Origin of the sequence: Brevibacillus sp. HB1.4B (assembly GCF_013284285.1) — a bacterium.
GTDB lineage: Bacteria > Bacillota > Bacilli > Brevibacillales > Brevibacillaceae > Brevibacillus > Brevibacillus porteri.
This window is the reverse complement of the sequence record NZ_JABSUT010000001.1, coordinates 225,556-243,602: the sequence shown is the minus strand read 5'-3', so window position 1 is coordinate 243,602 and position 18,047 is coordinate 225,556. Positions and strand designations below refer to the sequence as shown.

Here is an 18,047-nt window from a genome sequence, read left to right as displayed (position 1 = left end):
TTACTCTCCCCCTCCTGCTGTCAGCGCTTCTTGAATAGTTAGTACGTCTTTGTCCCCTCGACCAGACAAGCAGATCACGAGTATTTGGTCTGAAGTCATTTCTTTCGCACGTTTTATCGCTTCAGCAATCGCATGTGCGCTCTCCAACGCTGGAATGATCCCTTCCGTTTGACAAAGCACTTGTACTGCCTCGAGCGCTTCCGCATCTGTTACCGATGTATAGGTCACTCTTCCACTGTCTTTGAGATAGGCGTGCTCAGGTCCTACTCCTGGATAATCCAAGCCGGCCGAAATCGAATGCGCTTCTTGCACCTGTCCGCATTCATCCTGCAACAAGTAGGTTAAGGAACCGTGGATGACTCCCGGGCGTCCAAGTGTTAGTGTTGCTGCATGCTTTTCAGTATCAATTCCTTTTCCTGCCGCTTCTACCCCTCTAAGCGCGACAGACTCATCCTGAATGAACGGATAAAACATGCCAATCGCATTGCTGCCGCCACCAACGCAAGCAACGATCTCGTCTGGAAGCCTTTTGAGCATTTGCAGGACTTGACCGCGAGTCTCTTCTCCGATAATTTTTTGGAATTCGCGTACGATGTACGGATATGGATGTGGGCCAACGACAGATCCGATGACATAAAACGTTTCTTCGACATGGGAAACCCAATGGCGAATCGCTTCGTTTGTCGCATCCTTAAGTGTACGTGAGCCAGATACAGCAGGAATGACTTCGGCACCAAGTAGCTTCATCCGAAAAACATTCAACGACTGGCGACGAATATCTTCTTCCCCCATGAACACCTTGCACGAGAGTCCGAGCTTTGCTGCCACAGTTGCACTTGCCACTCCGTGCTGACCAGCGCCCGTTTCGGCAATAATTGATTTTTTGCCCATGCGCTTGGCTAGCAAGGCTTGGCCCAAAGCATTGTTCAATTTATGTGCACCCGTATGGTTAAGATCTTCTCGTTTCAAATAGATTTGGGCACCGCCGACCGTTTTCGTCAAACGCTCTGCATAGGTGAGCGGAGTTGGGCGTCCAGCATACTCGCTGAGCAGTCCATTCAATTCTTGAACAAATGCCGGGTCTCGACGTGCTTCTTCAAAAGCGATCTCGAGTTCTGTCACCGCATTCATCAAGGTTTCCGGAATAAACTTGCCTCCGAAGGCACCAAATCGTCCGTTTTCGTCAGGCACGACTCGCGTAGTTGTTTGAATGTTGTTCATGCGCCTTCACCCTCTCCACCAATGTTTTTATTTTTTCGGCGTCTTTTTCGCCATCTGTCTCTACTCCACTGGACACATCGACTATCCCTGCTTGATACTGCCCCATTAATTCTCCGACATTCTCCGCATGAATTCCTCCAGCAATGATGCAGTCAGCTTCCTCGCATGCTGCTTGCAATGCAGGGATTTGCTCCCACGAAAACTTTTTCCCTGTACCTCCTGCTTGACTAGGGTCATACGTATCAAACAAAAAGGCACTGACAATGCCTCGATAGGATTCAATTGCTTGAGCAGCATCCGCTTCTCCGCCCACTGCCAACGCCTTCCATACCGGAATTGCAAACCGCTCCCGAACTTGCTGGCAAAATTGTGGCGTCTCCTGTCCATGCAATTGAATCACAGATAATGGTGCCTCACTTAGCACTTCCTCCAGTTCTTCCATCGTCGGATTTACGAACACACCAACAGCAGGAGGATGGCCCGAAACGGCTGCAAGCAATTGTCCAGCAGTCTGGGCATCTACTTGTCGCTTACTTGGGGCAAAAACAAGGCCTACGTAATCGACTTCCAGTTCTTTTAACAGCGCAAGTGTTTCCGCTCGCTTAATCCCACATATTTTCAAACGAGTCATACACTCACCCCCGGTGCTGCTTCTCCCACGAGATCAATGACTGCGCGCTCTACGTCTGTTTGGCGCATGAAATGCTCTCCAACCAGCACAGCCCGGGCACCTGCACTTCTTACATTCTCAATATCCGCTGGCGTCGAAATCCCACTTTCGCTCACAATCGTCAATGACGTAGGCAGTTCTGCAATCAGCTCATGCGTAACGGCTAGGTCAGTTTGAAACGTATTTAAGTTTCGATTGTTGATCCCGAGCAATTTAGGTTCCATCGCTTGAAAAACAAGCTCGCACTCGCGTTTGTCATGAACCTCCACCAGTACATCCATGCCCAGCTCCTCGGCAGTTTGGTTCAGGTGGCGAAGTGTTTCCCGATCGAGAATGGCTGCAATGAGCAACACACAATCAGCGCCTGCTGCTCTTGCTTCCACGACTTGAATTTCATCAAGTAGAAAGTCTTTTCTGAGTAATGGACGATCAATTGCCTCGTGAATTTGCCGTAGATAGCTCAAGCTCCCTTGGAAAAAGGTCTCGTCTGTCAAAACAGACAAACATTCTGCGTGAGCGGCCTGATAAGCCTTCGCAATGGTCACTGCTTGGAAATCAGGTCGGATTAACCCTTTGGATGGCGATGCTTTTTTTACTTCGGCAATCACGCTTACAGGCCGTACACTTGTCTCCAATGCGTGACGAAATCCGCGTGGACGTTGTACTTCTTTCGTTGCTGCGAGCAATGCTGAAACGGTTGTTTCTGCTTGAAGACGTGCGATCTCTTCATGTTTCTTTTCTACGATTTTACGAAGCATGAATCATACCTCCTGCGATGTGACGAACGTGCTCAAGCTTTCGCGTGACTAGTCCGCTGTCGATCAATTCCGCTGCACGTATAACCCCTGTTTCAATCGAGCTAACACGATCTGCGAGGTAGAGGATCGCGCCCGCATTCAGCAAAACGATGTCGCGTGCTGCCCCACGTGCACCGGAAAACACGTCGTGAATGATCTTGGCATTCTCATTGGCATCACCGCCGCGCAAAGCATCCCTTTCATGTCTACGAAGACCGAACTGCTCAGGCTCGATTTCATACGTCAAAATACGCCCATCGCGCAACTCGGCAATATGACTCGTTCCCGTTACCGTCAATTCATCTAGACCATCCGAACCTGCGACAACGAGCGCTCTGTTCACATCCAGCTCGTGTAAGACTGCGGCTACATTTGGAAGCAGCTTGGCATCATACACGCCCATAAGCTGATGGCTGGCACCTGCTGGATTCGTCAATGGTCCCAATAAATTAAACACTGTGCGAATCGCCAATTCTTTTCGCGGTCCAGCTGCATGCTTCATTGCTTGGTGGTACAGAGGAGCGAAAAGGAAGCAGAGATTGGTCGCACGCAGGCAATCTGCGGCGTCCTTTGGAGATAAATTGACGGGCACTCCCAACGCTTCCAATACATCAGCACTGCCACTTTTGCTGGAAACTGCACGATTCCCGTGCTTGGCGATACGTACACCGTCAGCTGCTGCGACAATGGCACTCGCCGTCGAAATGTTAAAGGTGTGACTTCCGTCTCCGCCTGTTCCGCAGGTGTCTACCAGATCTGGCAGATCGATCGGAAAACTCATCGCCCGCGCTCTCATGGCTTTGGCAAAACCGATAATCTCTTCCACTTGCTCGCCTTTCAAGCGAAGACTCGCTAAAAATGCACCAATTTGAGCCGGAGTTGCCTTTCCGTCCATAATCTCGCCCATGGCCTCTTCTGCAACCGTCCGTTTTAAGTGCTTTCCAAGCAGAATTTGTTCCAGCGCGTATGTTAGCATGACAACTCCACCTTTCTGACAAACATCTGTTCCGCTTTTTCTAACGCAGAGAGCATCGCTGCTGCTTTGTTCACCGTCTCTTGATATTCACTCGCAGGGACCGAGTCCGCTACGATGCCTGCTCCTGCTTGTACATGTGCGTACCCATCCTGAAAGAACAACGTTCGAATCGTGATACAGCTATCAAGTGAACCATCAAATGAAATGTAGCCGATTGCTCCCGCATACAGATGGCGTGCGTCAGGCTCGAGCTCTGCAATAATTTCCATCGCCCTTAGCTTGGGAGAACCAGATACCGTCCCTGCCGGAAAAGCGCTTAGCAATGCATCGAAAGCGTGCAGTCCCTCACGAAGCTTGCCTGTCACATGCGAAACCATATGCATCACATGGGAGTAGTTTTCAATAATCAGTGCTTCCTCCACCTTCACACTTCCGTACGCAGAGACCTTTCCTACATCGTTGCGCCCTAGATCCAGCAGCATGTAGTGCTCGGCTCTCTCCTTTTTATCTGCCAAAAGATCAGCCGCCAGCGCAGCATCTTCTTGTGGGGTTGCCCCTCTTTTCCGCGTTCCGGCAATCGGTCGCATCTCTACTTTTTCATCTTCTACACGCACGAGCAGTTCTGGTGATGTCCCGACCACGGTCTCGCCCTCGTATTCGAGATAGTACATATACGGGGAAGGATTCAACGTGCGCAACAATCGATACACCGCAAAAGGATCGACATCTGTCTTTACGGAAAAACGTTGCGACAACACAACTTGAAAAATGTCGCCGGCTGCGATATATTCTTTCGCCTGCACGACAAGTTGCTCGTATTGCTCACGCGTCATATTTGGCTCTACTGTTAATGGCGTTGGTGTATCCGCCGCTACTTGAATGCGTTGATCCATTTCAAGCGGAGCCATAACTTTTGCAGCGAGCTCCTCGATTCGTTCGCAGACTTGCTTGTATTTTTCGCCAATAGTATCCGCAGTGTCGCCTGGCTCCACATGGAGGTTCACAATCAATTGAATTTCCTGCTTCAAATGATCAAAGGCGATCATCTCATCAACGAAAAGAAAGCGCATATCCGGCACTCGTACAGCTTCCTTGCGATGTGCTGGCAAATTTTCGAAGTAGCGCAGCGTATTGTAGCCGAAAAAGCCTACGGCACCTCCACTGAGACGAGGTAACCCGGGTAGCTTTGGGCTTTTGTAGCGATCGGTTTCTTCACGCAAAAAGGAGACGGGATTTCCTGTCTGGACAAGCTTTTCACCAGTACGATAGGAAATGGTGATTTCTTCCCCTTTTGCTTCTACGATTTGAAAAGGATTCATGCCAATGAACGAAAAACGAGCCCAGCGCGCACCACCTTCTACGCTCTCCAGCAAAAAGGAATCACTCGTGCGAATCTTCTGATACAAGCGAATCGGTGTCTCCTGATCCGCCAACAGTTTCATGCTTACAGGGATAAGGGAATACGACGCCGAGAGGGTCTTAACCTCGGCAAGGGAAGGGAAATACATGAACTCTCATCTCCTCAATTAGTGGGAGAGAAAAGGGAATCAGACATCCGCCTTTTCTACACCCGCTTCCTAGAGCGAGAGGTAGGGGGGGGAATTTTTTGTATACAAAAAAACCCAGACAAAGAGACCTGGATTGGGTGTCAATATGTACCCAGCCTTCTCTTCTCTCCTCAACCTAACTCATCTCAACTCTGCTCAACTCATTCTCTGCTCTCAGCCGGCTTTTGCTTATTACCGGAAAAACGAGGCGCTCTCGTTTCACTTATGGTAAAAGAGAGCGCCCTAATTGTCAACCGCGATTTGTCAAATCCGGGCGCAACTTGACTGCATCACGCAAAAAGACGTGATGCATGTCTTTTGCTGTCTTGTCTGTATTCACATGCATCATAATACGAATACAAAGCGGCAAGCCACCCGGCACTGGAATTTCTCTTGCGCACATGAGTGGCACATATTGCCAAGCTTCTCCTTCAAGCAGGCGAGCCGCTTGAGCAGGGAAGGTCGCACAGAGGTCCTCTGTCGTCGTGATAATAATACTACCAATGTCTTCGGGGTTTACTTCATTGCGGCTTACCATTTCTTCCAACAACCATTTTGTAGAGGAGACAATCTCTTCGCGCGTATCGGCTTCCACCGTGACTGCGCCTCTGATTCCTCTCATTCCCATCCTTATCCCTCCACTTCTTCTCTCATGACTCCCAGTATGAGTTCTTCTTCTATATTTTTGACGACTTCAACCTGCCCGATTGCCCTAGGCAACACCAATGCCAGTTTTCCGCCTACCGTCTTTTTGTCCCGTTTCATGGCTTCCAGCACAGCTTCTGGCGAGAGATTACCCGGCCACGCCGTTGGCAAGTGGAACAATTCCAGCATCCGTTTCGTGCGATTGTATACACCTGTCTCGGCAAAACCAATGCGTTCCGCTACCTTGGCTGCCAAACACATCCCAATTGAGATAGCTTCCCCATGATTCAGCGTGGAGTAAGCAGACAGCGCTTCAAATGCATGCCCAAACGTATGACCCAAATTAAGCAATGCACGCTGCCCTTGCTCTGTCTCGTCTTGCGAAACAATAGCCGCTTTGACTGCGCAACCTTTTTCAATGGCTTTCCCTAATAATTCTGAATCGAGCTGCCATAACCTATCCGCGTTGTCTTCCAGCCAATCGACAAAGGCAGCGTCGGCGATAAGACCATGCTTAACAACTTCTGCAAAACCTGCTGCGATCTCCCGCTTCGGTAAGCTATGCAATGCTTTCGTGTCGTAAATGACAACTTTCGGCTGATGAAAAGCACCAATGAGATTTTTTCCGAGTGGATGATTGATCGCTACTTTTCCACCAACCGAACTATCATGTGCGAGCAAGGTGGTCGGCATTTGAACGAAATCAATGCCGCGCATGTACGTAGCAGCCACAAATCCAGCCAAGTCTCCGACGACTCCACCACCGAGAGCCAATACAGCAGACTTCCTGTCCAGTCCTGCATCAATTGCCTCTGTCATCAATCGTTCGTAGACAGCCAGGCTCTTCGATTGTTCTCCAGCAGCGATGACAGCTGAGTGGGCCGTATATCCATGCTGTCGCAAAACTTCAAGCAAAGGCTCTAGGTAATGAACCGCTACATTCTCATCTGTGACAATCATCAGCTTGCTAGTAGAAGCAATTCCTGCCTCTACTAGCAACGCTGCTGCATCGTGCAAAAGACCGTCGCCTATCACAATCTCGTAGGAACGCTCCCCCAGTTCAACAGTCAGCTTCTCTACACTCATTAGAATTTCTCCGTGTACGCACGGTATTGACGTACGTTTTCTGCCATGTCGTCAAGAGAATCAGAAGGGAATTTTTCGCACATTGCACTCGCGATCTCCCACGCTACCACTGCCTCCGCAACCACACTTGCCGCTGGAACAGCACAACTGTCGGAACGCTCAATGCTCGCTGAGAATGGCTCTCTCGAGTCAATATCCACACTCATCAACGGTTTGTACAAGGTAGGGATCGGTTTCATGACACCACGAACAACTACAGGCATTCCTGTCGTCATTCCGCCTTCGAGTCCACCTGCACGGTTTGTTTTACGGCTGTAGCCGGTTTCTTCGTTCCAAATAATCTCGTCATGAACTTGCGAGCCTTTCAGACCAGATGCCTCGAATCCGATACCGATTTCGACACCTTTGAAAGCCTGAATGCTCATGATCGCTTGTGCAAGACGTCCATCCAGCTTTCGGTCCCATTGCACATGGCTACCCAAACCAATCGGCACGCCTTCAACGATAACTTCTACGGTACCACCGAGGGAATCCCCGTCTTCTTTTGCTTTATCAATCGCCGCCATCATCAGTGGCTCTGCTTCTTTATCCAAGCAGCGTACTGGCGATTCTTCTGTGCGCGCAATCAGCTCGTCCAGACTTACTTCTTGTCGCTTCGCCACGATCTCATTGATCTGGAGTACCTGTCCGCCAATACGGATACCAAATGGAGCCAGCAATTGGCGAGCTACTGCACCAACAGCTACGCGGACAGTGGTCTCACGAGCGCTGGAACGTTCCAGAATATTGCGCATATCGCGTTGATGATACTTAATAGCCCCGTTTAAATCAGCATGTCCAGGGCGTGGACGGGAAACACGACGCTTTTCTTCAGTGCCTTCCTCTACAGGTTCAGCACTCATGATTCCTTGCCAATGCGTCCAATCATTATTTTCAACGACCAGTGTGATAGGAGCTCCGGTTGTATATCCATGACGGACACCAGAAAGAATTTTCACCTGATCCTTTTCAATCTGCATTCTTCTGCCGCGGCCATGGCCTTTCTGACGACGTGCCAACTGCTCATTAATTTCCTCAATGGAAATCGGCAAGTTGCTCGGTACGCCCTCAATGATAGCTGTTAATTGCGGCCCGTGGGATTCCCCTGCTGTCAAGTAACGCATCTCTATCCTTCCTCCATCCTCCAGGCAGCCTGTATCCCAAAATGACTCTTTTCGGGATGCTGTCCTTTATCACTTTTAAGCGCTATAATATCATACCTAGTACGCCGTGGAAATACAAAAGTGGCAAACGTCTGCGAAAAACCTTTTCTTTTTACAGGAAAACGCCCCTCCGTATAAGGAGAAGCGCTCTCGTTACGCTAACGCGAATAAATCAGGATTGACATACCTACACGTTGAAAAAAGGATTGGGGCTCAGCGGTTTGCGAGTGTGATCTACGCGTATCAAATCATCTAGTTGTGTCCTCTCCGCCCCTAATATCTGACCACATTCCTGCAGCGTGATCAGCCCTCGACGGTATGCTTCGATGACCTTGTGTTTATCCATCTGCTGCCTCCTCTTGCAAAGTAGGTATTCCTAGTCTTGGGAAAAAACAGCAGAGATATACCAAGGCCAACATGAATCAACCCATTTTTCGATAGAAGAACGTATCCTCTGTCTCCAGTTGGTATTGTTGCGGCTGAAAAATTTGTTCCGTGCTGCCTACAAAGAGTACCCCACCAGGTTTCAGTGCCCGGCTAAACTTATGATACAGCTCATGCTTTGCTTCTTCGGTAAAGTAAATCATCACGTTCCGGCAAATAATCAAATCAAATTGAGAATCAAATGAGTCCGCCAATAAATTATGTTTTTTGAACGTCACTTTTCTCTTCACTTCGTCCGTTATGCGATAGCTGAGTGTATCTTTTTCAAAATACTTCGTTACAAGGTCTTTCGGACAATCTTGCAGGGAGCGATCCGTGTACACCCCTTGCTTTGCTTTTGCCAGTGCTCCCTCATCAATATCGGAAGCGAGCACGGTCGCATCCATCTTCTTGCTCAGCAAAATCAGTGAGAGTGTGTACGGCTCCTCCCCTGTCGAGCATGCAGCACTCCAGCATTTCACCCGCGGTGATTGCTTCGCCAAGCGTGGCAAAATTTTATTCTCGAGAACTTCCCACCGGCCTGGATTGCGGAAAAATTCCGATACGTTGATGGTCATCCTATCGAGGAACTCATAGAAAAGCTCCTTGTCTTTAGCGATGGCATCGAAATACTGGGCAAATGTGTTGTACCCCCGCTTTTGTCTCAACGAGGTTAGACGGCGCTTCATCTGTGCTTCCTTGTAGAGGGCAAGATCAATTCCAGTCATTTTCTTCACACTAGCAATAAATTGGAGAAAGTCCTTATCTTCCATGCTGAATCGTACCCCCTTTGAAAACTCCTTAATTTCATTCGCTATATTTCGTCATTATCCTATCTGTTTTGACAAAGATTTTGACAAAAAAAAGAAAACCCCACTAAATGGGGTTTTCTCGATCAGTCTTAGATCCAGCGTTGGATTGTTTTCTCGAAGGAGAGAACTTCTTCAGCGGAGAACCACAGGCCGATTTCACGCTCAGCGCTCTCAGGAGAGTCAGAACCGTGGATGATGTTCATGCCAACGGAAGTAGCGAAATCGCCACGGATCGTACCGGAAGCAGCGTCTACTGGGTTTGTTTTGCCCATCATAGCGCGAGCAGTTGTGATTACGTTGTTACCTTGCCATACCATAGCGAATACTGGTCCGGAAGTGATGAAGTCTACCAGTTCACCGAAGAATGGGCGCTCTTTGTGCTCTGCATAGTGTTCTTCAGCCAGTTCGCGGCTTACTGTCATCAGCTTAGCACCTACGAGTTGGTAGCCTTTTTTCTCAAAACGGGATACGATTTCCCCGATCAGGTTGCGTTGTACGCCATCTGGTTTTACCATAAGGAATGTTTTTTCCATTGTAAGTATGCCTCCATTAGAGCTATGTATTGGTGCATAAGACACCAACGTAAATTTTATCAAAACTAGAGTGGTCAAGCAACAGGAAGACCGTCAAAATATCATTAAAATTTGCGATCGATGATGTAATTGGCGATACCTGTCAAAGATGTCTTAGCTTGGTTGTTAGGTAAATCTACGAGAATGGCATGCGCACGGGCGATGTAACGTTCAGCGAGGCGCTGCGAAAAAGCAATGCCCTCATCTTCTCGTACCATACGAACTGCTTCATCCGTATGATCCCAAAACGTATTTTGCGCGATCCATTCCTGGAATTGCGCACGTGCCTTTCCATGATGAGCAGAATAAAGCGCAGGCAACGTAATGTTTCCATGCACCAAGTCGCTTCCAGCAGGCTTCCCTAACTGCTTCTCAGTCCCTGTAAAGTCCAAAATGTCGTCAGTAATTTGAAAAGCCATCCCCACATTGTAGCCGTACCAGTACATTTTGCGAATCATGTCAGCTGACGCTCCGCTTGCCACTGCTCCTAATTGACAGCTAATCGCAATTAAAAGCGCCGTTTTTCGTTTGATTCTGCGCAAATACGTACGGAAATTTTGGTCCCAGTTATTCAAATCCTTTACTTGCTCGATCTCTCCCTTGCAAACCTCGACGATTGCATTCGAGAGAATTTGGTGCAATTGCGGAATCGGGAGCTGGGAGGCAATGGCCAATGCCCGCGCAAAAATATAGTCGCCTGCGTACATGGCTACTTTGTTATCCCACTTCATCCGAACGGTATCTTTTCCGCGACGCTTATCCGCATCATCAATCACATCATCATGGACAAGCGAAGCCATGTGGATCAGTTCAAGAGGAACGGCCACATGCTTTAGCTTCTTGACATCGTAATTGCCCCACTTACCGCCAAGCAAAACAAAAACGGGACGAATCCGCTTTCCTCCTGCCTTGAGTAAGTGAGTCGAAGATAGATACAGCTCTCGAACCGGCGTATCAATCGCTTTTTCCAGTTCATCTTCTATGTATTGGACATCTTTTTTCATCTTGAAGTAAATATCGACTAGATTCATCCGTTCCACCTATCTCGTCAACGTAGTATTGGTCTGTCGGCCGCCAGCTTGCCACAGATCGACGGTTGCAGGTGCCGATAGAAGTCCCAGCTCCGCTGCGCATCGGTAATAGTACTCCAGTCCAATCCGCTGAACGTCACCGAAATCGTGCTGTAATCCTTGGAAATAGTGGATCCATTGCTCTTTCTCTCCACCGAAATGTGTGTGAACGTAGTCAATCAAAGGGGCTGTATTCGCTCTTGTTTTCCTTTTGCTCTCTAAAAAAGAAGCATGGACTTCCGCGATCAAATCATGCTGATCGGCAATAACCGCTCGACGAAGAGCCCAAATGGCAAAGGTCATGGAATAGCCGGTAAATTGATGCCACAGCTCTCCTAAGTCATAGACATGCAGGTCTTTGGCCGTTCGCTCAGCCGAAATAGCGTCGTCCCCGATCAAGAGCGCTGCATCAGCATCCTCCAGCATTTCTTGCAAAATGGGTTCCTGTGTAACGTAGGAAATCTCATAATCGTAAAACTTATGGAGAATGATCTTTAAGAGGTTCACTGTGGTAGCCGATGTGTTGGTCAAGGCTATTTTGGCACCGTTTAATTGTTCAATCGGCTTTTTGCTGAACAAGAAAAGGGAGCCTACTCTCCCCTTGGCACTGACAGACAGATCTGCCAATGCCACGTATTCGGAGGCATGCTCTGCATAGCTAAACGAAGAAATCGGTCCCAAGTCAATCTCGCCATTCGCCATTGCAGTGTTTAACTGGGCAGGAACCTGGCGGATGAATTCGATTCGGTCTTCGAATTTCGCCTGATCAAAATAGAAGTAAACCGGCAATACATTGGTATACAAAATTTGTCCAACACGCAAAGACTTTTGCATGCGTTTATTCCCCCCAACGCCGGAACAGCGAATGTGGTACATCAATTGCATCCAAAGTTTTCCCTACTACAAAATTGATCAGATCATCCATGGTTTGCGGTTTCTGATAGTAGCCTGGCATAGCAGGCAGAATCTTGACTCCCAGACGACTTAATTTGAGCATGTTCTCGAGCTGAATCGCATTGAGCGGCGTCTCTCTCGGAACGATGACCAAGCGCCGACCTTCCTTGATCATGACATCTGCAACACGCTCCAGCAAATTACCTGATGCACCATGCGCGATGCCAGAAACAGTCCCCATCGAGCACGGTACTACGATCATACCGTCACAGCGATAGGAACCACTGGCTGCGGGACAATTGAAATCTCGCAGTCCCCAATAATGTAGCTCACCCGAAAAGTCTTGTTGCAGCTTCTTCTGCAATAGAGCTTCTCTGTCATCCGTGTGCCAATCCAGTTCATCACGAAATACTTGCCAGCCTGCTTCTGTAATCATCAAGTGAACGATATGTCCAGCACGTAAAAGCTCCTGGACGACTCGAACACCATAGATAGCACCACTTGCACCCGTTATCCCGACAGCCCACTTTTGCTTGTTCATGCAATCACCAAATCAATCATCGTAAAGGTAAACATCACGACACTCAAGATGCCATTCATATTGAAGAATGCCATGTCCAGCTTGGACAGGTCTGTCGGCTTTACCAGCGTGTGTTCATAGATCAAAATCGCACCAGAAATGAGCACGCCTACCAAGAACCAGATAGACAAGTCTGCGACTACATACAACGACATCAGACCAACGAAAGTAAGAACGTGGCATACGCGGGCAATCAGAAGTGCATTGGCAATTCCGAAGCGGCTCGGCATGGAATAAAGTCCTTCTTTACGGTCAAAATCTGCGTCCTGGCACGCATAAATGATATCAAATCCTGCTGTCCAGAACATAACAGATGCAAACAATAGAAGGGCGATGCCATCTACTTGACCCGTTGTCGCTACCCAGCCACCTAACGGACCAAACCCGATGGCAACCCCGAGAACAAAATGGCAAAGCCAAGTAAAACGTTTCGTATAGGAATAAAGCACAAGAACAAACACAGCGAGTGGCAACAATTTCACAGCCAAATCATTTAACTGGAATGCAGCAATGAACAACACCGCAAAGGACACCACGATAAATAAAATGACTTCCACAATCGAAATGAGACCAGCAGGTATCGCTCGTGTGACCGTCCGAGGATTTTTCGCATCAATCACCCGGTCGATGACGCGGTTTAAGGACATCGCTGCACTTCGAGCGCCCACCATCGCTACCGTCACCCAGAAAATTTCTGACCAGGTAGGCCATGCATTCTCTACCACAATACTTCCCAAAACAGCTCCCATAAAAGCAAAAGGCAAGGCAAAAAGGGAGTGCTCGAATTTAATCATTTCCAAGATGACTTTCAATTTACGTAGACCCATCTATGACACTTCCTATCTAGTGAAGAAATACCGGTTTACTCCCCATGTACGCGTTTGGCGCCATCGCATTCGTCAACCTATGGCTTTGTGCCAATATGCAAGGCTGATACGCCGCCCATAAACAATTTGACCTGAACCGGGTCCAAGCCTGCTTTTTGAAACATGCTTGCCAGTTCGCGACTGTCCGGGAAATTGGTCAGGGATTGTGGCAGCCACGCATACTCTTCGTACTTGTTGACTGTCAGCTTCGCGATAAATGGCAAGATTTTGTAGAAATATAAGTAAAATAGCTTCCGGTACGGAATGAACGGGGGCTTGGACACTTCCAGAGAAACGACTTTACCGCCCGGCTTTACAACACGCGCCATTTCATTCAAGACCTGCTGAACATCCGGTACATTGCGCAGGGCAAACCCGATTGTCACGAAGTCGAATGTATGATCCTCGTAGGGCAGATTCATTGCATCTGCGTTTACTAGCTTTACGTTGTTGCCAACACCTGCGTTCGCCACTTTATATGCCCCGACATCCAACATATTTTGGCTGAAATCAAGGCCAACAACGCTGCCTTCTTTACCAACTGCCTTGGCCAATGCAATGGTCCAGTCTGCTGTACCACAAGCGACATCCAACGCTGTATGCCCTGGCTGGATATTCATCTGCTTCATCGTGTAATTACGCCAAGCAATATGACTGCCAAAGCTGATTACATTATTCATTTTGTCGTAATCGTTTGCAATGCTCTCGAAAACAGAGTGAACGTACTCTGCTTTCTCATTCATCTGTGTCTGGTTCACTTGGCTACATCTCCTCAATTACCTTCTTCAAGCGACTGATCCGATGGGAGTACCGTGCCGTAATGGATGCAAGCATGTTCCGCGTCTCTGCCGGATGCAGCGTACGTACCATTTGCTCACATAAACCGATTAATTCGATGGCTTTTCCCTCAACGCCAGACAAAACTTGCGCGAGTGTAGCACCGGGTTTTTGCAGCAAAAAACGGGCAAAACCAAAAGGGACTTGTTCTTGCCATTTGAGCTGCTCCCACTCTCCGATCACACTCTCTACCTTGGCTGTTTCCTTCATCAGATCGCTCCAGAATCGACGGCGATCAGCTGAATCAGCATACTCCTCTACAACAGCCACGTATAAGCCCGTATCAATCGTATTTCGCAGTTCCCAGTACTCTTCATCTGATAAAATCTTGCTATCTCGCCCAGCGATGTAGAGTCTCATTTTCGCTTCGTTCACTCGCTGAATGGCTGCCGACAACACTTGAATGGCTTGGATTTCACCCGCTGAAGCCAGAAGGTGATAATAGCGACTGCTGTAATAATCACCCGCAAGTACGGTCAGCTGTCGGTTTCGCTCCGCGCTCTGTGAGGAGTCGTACTCATTTTTCACGAGCTCATGCGTGTCCAGTCCCAATTGGACAAGTCCTGTTGCTGTACATAAAACCGAAGCCTTTTCCTTCGGCATACCTTGTTCCAGCAAAAAAAGGTACAACAGCTCTAGACGATTTTCCGCCATGGAAGGAACGTCAACATAATGTTCTACATAGGAATGGGTGATTCTCTTGTAGATTTGTTCGATAATGGACCGAACCTCTTCTACATTCGGGGAAAGTTCTTTGCTCATGCGTCCTCCTCCACAAGCTGCACAACCTAAAGATGTCTGCCTGTTCCGTACTGTTCCTTACTCTTCGGTCTTCCTCTGCCGTCCGGTCAAAAGGCCGTCTCTACTATCATACCATACTTCTTCCATCAGGGACTAATTCGCTCATAAAAATACGGCTCGATTCGAATGGGAAATGTACTGCTTACAAAGGACTGGATATCCGAAGGGTCGGTCAAAGGTTTGTCATGCCCTGCGAGATTTCCCGTTGTCGATTGTATGGCAATCAATAGTCTCGATTCTTTTGGTGGATCCGTCTCCTCCAACAAGCGATAGTACACGGGCCCAACATTGTCTGCATAGGTACGCAAGTCGTATGTCAAACGGTAAAAATCTTGATAGACGGTGTTTAGCTCTACTTTTTCGGCAGGTTTCACCACAAAATCGACATAGATCGATGGGTTTTCCCATTTTATACGCTTAATATTATAATGTGTCGACAACCTTGTAAACAAATCAAGGGCATTTTGCTCGCTTAAGTGACTGGCTCGTGCCGACTGAAATGTCGGTATATCCGCTTGCATCCACTGATTTGTGGGAACGAGCGACAGCATCAGAGCCAAGAAAGTGGAAACAGCAATCGCCATCAACAATTGGCGCGGCATAGACATCCCTCCTCTCCTCCATTGTACAAACAAAAAAAGCAGGCTATGCCTGCTTCTTAGCAAAACGACTTGCTCTTTATTCGGTCGTATCCACGACGCCATGCTGCGAGTAAATTACTGCTTTTCCTCGCACCTTAATCGCAGAGGTGTGCTCAGTAAATTGAAAAATCATGACCTCGTCTTTATCGAGCTTCTCTGTATGATGAAAACGCGTATCAGTGCCTCTTGTTAATCCGATCACATGAACGCCATTTTCCTTCGCTTTGACTACGAAATAATCCTGATTAAATCCCGATGGTTGTGCCAATATGTTTCCTCCTGACCAATACGATATGCGAGTATGTCTAGTATGATGCCCCTTCTGACTCCAGTCGGCTCATGATCTTGTCTACATAGCGCTGTGTCTCTTGCGGCAATTGGTCAAACTTCGCTTCTAGTTCGTCATCACTGCTGATTCCCAGACGACTCATCCGACCTGGACCAGCATTGTAAGCAGCAAGTGCTACTTTCACATCTCCATCATAACGATCCAAGAGCGACTTCAAATATTTTGTTCCACCTTCAAGGTTTTCATCAGGGTCGTATACATTGCGGACTTGCATGGCTTTTGCCGTATTGTCCATCAGCTGCATCAAGCCCTTCGCCCCTGCGTGAGATTCTACATTCGGATTGAAATTGGATTCGGCCCTGACGACCTCTCTCACTAGATCAGCGTCCACTCCGATCGCTTTCGCTGTCTGATCAATCTTGCCCAAAATTTCCGGGGTAGGAACAGATGGCCCTTTTGCAAAAAACAGGGACTGCTCATTTTGAATATGGGTAGGAATCTTCCAGTTCTTAGAACCATCTAACTTGGCTAAAATCTCCTGCGAACTGATAACCCGCTGGCCGGTTGTTGCTAGCTGGGACTGCAGGATGTCCGAGAAGAGCCCCTCGTCTCCATACGAAAGCGAAGAGGCGTCATAGGTTTGCGGCAATGTTTGCAAATATGGTTGAAGTGATACAGGCACCTTCATAGCATTGAACAACCCTTCCCTAGCTTGTCTACCTATCATTATAAAAAAGAAAGATCAAGAAGCCAATAGCAAAATGGTACTACTTGGGAGAGTAGCCATTTCACATAAAAAAGAAGCCTTTGCTCAAGGCTTCTGATCGTTATATGCAGATGGTCGGAATGCAGGGATTCGAACCCTGGACCTCACCCACCCCAAGGGTGCGCGCTACCGGGCTGCGCCACATCCCGACTGTACATCCGTACTATACAATATTTTACTTATAGAGTCAATATAATTTCCTTATTTTTGAATTTTTATGAGCGAATCAAGCTAAATACTTCTGCACGGGCAGCCGCATCTTTCTCAAACATCCCGCGAACAGCAGAGGTGATCGTTTTCGAGCCTGGCTTTTTCACGCCACGCATCGTCATGCACATATGCTCTGCTTCAATAACCACAACCACGCCATGCGGATCGAGCTTGCGCATAATCGCGTCTGCTACTGTCGATGTAATGCGTTCCTGCAACTGTGGGCGTTTGGCAACGGTATCAACCGCACGCGCCAACTTGCTCAGTCCAACCACGCGGCCCCCACGCGGTACGTAAGCGACATGCGCTTTACCGAAAAAGGGAACCAAGTGATGCTCACACATGGAGTAAAACGGAATGTCCTTCACTAACACCATTTCCTCATGATCTTCGCTAAAGACAGTCTCAAAATACTGATCTTCGTCTATATGCATGCCCTCAAATACTTCAGCGTACATTTTCGCAACTCGCTTAGGGGTATCGAGGACTCCTTCTCGATTAGGATCATCCCCTACTGCTTCTAGGATCATGCGAACAGCTTGCTGTATTTTATCCAAATCGACGTTCATCATTGTACCTCCTACGTAACGGCATACGCCTTGTTTCTCATCCAAAAGCTCTGCCTGCTCGCGATCAAAGCCAATCTTACCATATCGTTTTAAAAAAGACAAAAAAATATGCCAGTATTTTCATAGGCAAACTGTATGTACACAGAAAAAAACCCACATTTTATCAATGTGGATTTTTTTATGTAAGTGCTTCGTTCTCAAAAGAAACAACTACTTGATGGAGTCTTTGAGTTGTTTACCTGGTTTAAACGCAGGTACTTTGCTGGAAGCGATTTCGATCTCTTCACCAGTTTGTGGGTTACGACCTTTACGAGCCGCACGTTCACGAACTTCGAAGTTACCAAAGCCGATCAGTTGGACTTTATCACCAGTTTTCAATGCATCTGCAATTGCGTCAAGAACTGCATCAACTGCTTTTGTTGCATCTTTCTTGGTGAGTTCTGTGGTTTCAGCCACTTTTGCAATCAGTTCTGTTTTGTTCATTTTATTCACCTCCCCTCAAAGAACACCAAGTCCTAGCTATTATTTTTCTTAACCGAAACGAAGCGTTTTATACACGAATGGTTGTTTTTA

Annotated in this window: 22 protein-coding genes and 1 tRNA gene; all 23 read right to left on the bottom strand. The window is 47.9% G+C overall.

The window, feature by feature from the left end; all coding sequences use genetic code 11:
* The 23 genes from trpB to HP398_RS01220 all read right to left on the bottom strand — a co-directional run bounded on the left by trpB (position 1) and on the right by HP398_RS01220 (position 17,957).
* Positions 1 to 1,221: a tryptophan synthase subunit beta gene (gene trpB, locus HP398_RS01330; protein WP_173621608.1), complete on the bottom strand. Its 1,221-nt coding sequence runs from the start codon at positions 1,219 to 1,221 to the stop codon at positions 1 to 3.
* Complete coding sequence (locus HP398_RS01325; protein ID WP_017248125.1) at positions 1,184 to 1,852, bottom strand: phosphoribosylanthranilate isomerase; 669 nt, start codon at positions 1,850 to 1,852, stop codon at positions 1,184 to 1,186. Before HP398_RS01325 ends, trpB begins: the two co-directional genes overlap by 38 nt.
* A complete protein-coding gene (trpC, locus tag HP398_RS01320) occupies positions 1,849 to 2,649 on the bottom strand; it encodes an indole-3-glycerol phosphate synthase TrpC (protein WP_173621607.1) in 801 nt (266 codons plus the stop codon). The genes HP398_RS01325 and trpC overlap by 4 nt, the downstream gene beginning before the upstream one ends.
* Positions 2,639 to 3,664, bottom strand: a complete 1,026-nt coding sequence (gene trpD, locus HP398_RS01315) for an anthranilate phosphoribosyltransferase (RefSeq protein WP_173621606.1) — start codon at positions 3,662 to 3,664, stop codon at positions 2,639 to 2,641. Before trpD ends, trpC begins: the two co-directional genes overlap by 11 nt.
* Positions 3,658 to 5,172, bottom strand: a complete 1,515-nt coding sequence (gene trpE / locus HP398_RS01310) for an anthranilate synthase component I (RefSeq protein WP_017248122.1) — start codon at positions 5,170 to 5,172, stop codon at positions 3,658 to 3,660. Before trpE ends, trpD begins: the two co-directional genes overlap by 7 nt.
* A gap of 289 nt (positions 5,173 to 5,461) precedes the next feature.
* Complete coding sequence (aroH, locus tag HP398_RS01305; RefSeq protein WP_017248121.1) at positions 5,462 to 5,839, bottom strand: chorismate mutase; 378 nt, start codon at positions 5,837 to 5,839, stop codon at positions 5,462 to 5,464.
* A gap of 2 nt (positions 5,840 to 5,841) precedes the next feature.
* On the bottom strand, positions 5,842 to 6,942 hold the full coding sequence (gene aroB, locus HP398_RS01300; protein WP_017248120.1) for a 3-dehydroquinate synthase: 1,101 nt from the start codon (positions 6,940 to 6,942) through the stop codon (positions 5,842 to 5,844).
* Positions 6,942 to 8,105, bottom strand: a complete 1,164-nt coding sequence (aroC, locus tag HP398_RS01295; RefSeq protein ID WP_017248119.1) for a chorismate synthase — start codon at positions 8,103 to 8,105, stop codon at positions 6,942 to 6,944. The genes aroB and aroC overlap by 1 nt, the downstream gene beginning before the upstream one ends.
* A 226-nt stretch (positions 8,106 to 8,331) precedes the next feature.
* Positions 8,332 to 8,490 carry a hypothetical protein gene (locus HP398_RS01290; protein WP_007716564.1) on the bottom strand — a complete coding sequence of 53 codons (159 nt, stop codon included), beginning with the start codon at positions 8,488 to 8,490 and terminating at the stop codon, positions 8,332 to 8,334.
* Between the two features lie 76 nt (positions 8,491 to 8,566).
* Positions 8,567 to 9,340, bottom strand: coding sequence for a CheR family methyltransferase (locus HP398_RS01285; protein ID WP_017248118.1), 774 nt, complete (start codon positions 9,338 to 9,340; stop codon positions 8,567 to 8,569).
* Between the two features lie 128 nt (positions 9,341 to 9,468).
* Positions 9,469 to 9,912, bottom strand: a complete 444-nt coding sequence (ndk, locus tag HP398_RS01280) for a nucleoside-diphosphate kinase (protein ID WP_007716560.1) — start codon at positions 9,910 to 9,912, stop codon at positions 9,469 to 9,471.
* Between the two features lie 104 nt (positions 9,913 to 10,016).
* The gene (locus tag HP398_RS01275) at positions 10,017 to 10,982 is read right to left on the bottom strand and encodes a polyprenyl synthetase family protein (protein ID WP_017248117.1); all 966 of its coding nucleotides are present in this window, start codon (positions 10,980 to 10,982) and stop codon (positions 10,017 to 10,019) included.
* 9 nt (positions 10,983 to 10,991) lie between these two features.
* On the bottom strand, positions 10,992 to 11,855 hold the full coding sequence (locus HP398_RS01270) for a menaquinone biosynthesis protein (RefSeq protein WP_173621605.1): 864 nt from the start codon (positions 11,853 to 11,855) through the stop codon (positions 10,992 to 10,994).
* Positions 11,856 to 11,859: 4 nt separating this feature from the next.
* A complete protein-coding gene (locus tag HP398_RS01265) occupies positions 11,860 to 12,456 on the bottom strand; it encodes a UbiX family flavin prenyltransferase (protein WP_173621604.1) in 597 nt (198 codons plus the stop codon).
* Positions 12,453 to 13,322, bottom strand: a complete 870-nt coding sequence (locus HP398_RS01260) for a UbiA-like polyprenyltransferase (RefSeq protein ID WP_173621603.1) — start codon at positions 13,320 to 13,322, stop codon at positions 12,453 to 12,455. Before HP398_RS01260 ends, HP398_RS01265 begins: the two co-directional genes overlap by 4 nt.
* A gap of 77 nt (positions 13,323 to 13,399) precedes the next feature.
* Positions 13,400 to 14,119: a demethylmenaquinone methyltransferase gene (locus HP398_RS01255; RefSeq protein ID WP_017248113.1), complete on the bottom strand. Its 720-nt coding sequence runs from the start codon at positions 14,117 to 14,119 to the stop codon at positions 13,400 to 13,402.
* A 4-nt stretch (positions 14,120 to 14,123) separates the two neighbouring features.
* Complete coding sequence (locus tag HP398_RS01250) at positions 14,124 to 14,960, bottom strand: heptaprenyl diphosphate synthase component 1 (protein WP_017248112.1); 837 nt, start codon at positions 14,958 to 14,960, stop codon at positions 14,124 to 14,126.
* A 125-nt stretch (positions 14,961 to 15,085) separates the two neighbouring features.
* Complete coding sequence (locus HP398_RS01245) at positions 15,086 to 15,601, bottom strand: hypothetical protein (RefSeq protein ID WP_173621602.1); 516 nt, start codon at positions 15,599 to 15,601, stop codon at positions 15,086 to 15,088.
* Positions 15,602 to 15,677: 76 nt separating this feature from the next.
* Complete coding sequence (gene mtrB / locus HP398_RS01240) at positions 15,678 to 15,908, bottom strand: trp RNA-binding attenuation protein MtrB (RefSeq protein ID WP_017248110.1); 231 nt, start codon at positions 15,906 to 15,908, stop codon at positions 15,678 to 15,680.
* 37 nt (positions 15,909 to 15,945) lie between these two features.
* Positions 15,946 to 16,656, bottom strand: coding sequence for a lytic transglycosylase domain-containing protein (locus tag HP398_RS01235; protein WP_017248109.1), 711 nt, complete (start codon positions 16,654 to 16,656; stop codon positions 15,946 to 15,948).
* Between the two features lie 111 nt (positions 16,657 to 16,767).
* Positions 16,768 to 16,844: transfer RNA gene (locus HP398_RS01230), tRNA-Pro, on the bottom strand.
* Positions 16,845 to 16,910: 66 nt separating this feature from the next.
* Positions 16,911 to 17,477 (bottom strand): GTP cyclohydrolase I FolE, encoded by a 567-nt coding sequence (gene folE / locus HP398_RS01225; RefSeq protein ID WP_173621601.1) that lies wholly within the window; start codon positions 17,475 to 17,477, stop codon positions 16,911 to 16,913.
* 207 nt (positions 17,478 to 17,684) lie between these two features.
* Positions 17,685 to 17,957 carry an HU family DNA-binding protein gene (locus tag HP398_RS01220; protein WP_005831316.1) on the bottom strand — a complete coding sequence of 91 codons (273 nt, stop codon included), beginning with the start codon at positions 17,955 to 17,957 and terminating at the stop codon, positions 17,685 to 17,687.
* Positions 17,958 to 18,047: the final 90 nt, after the last annotated feature.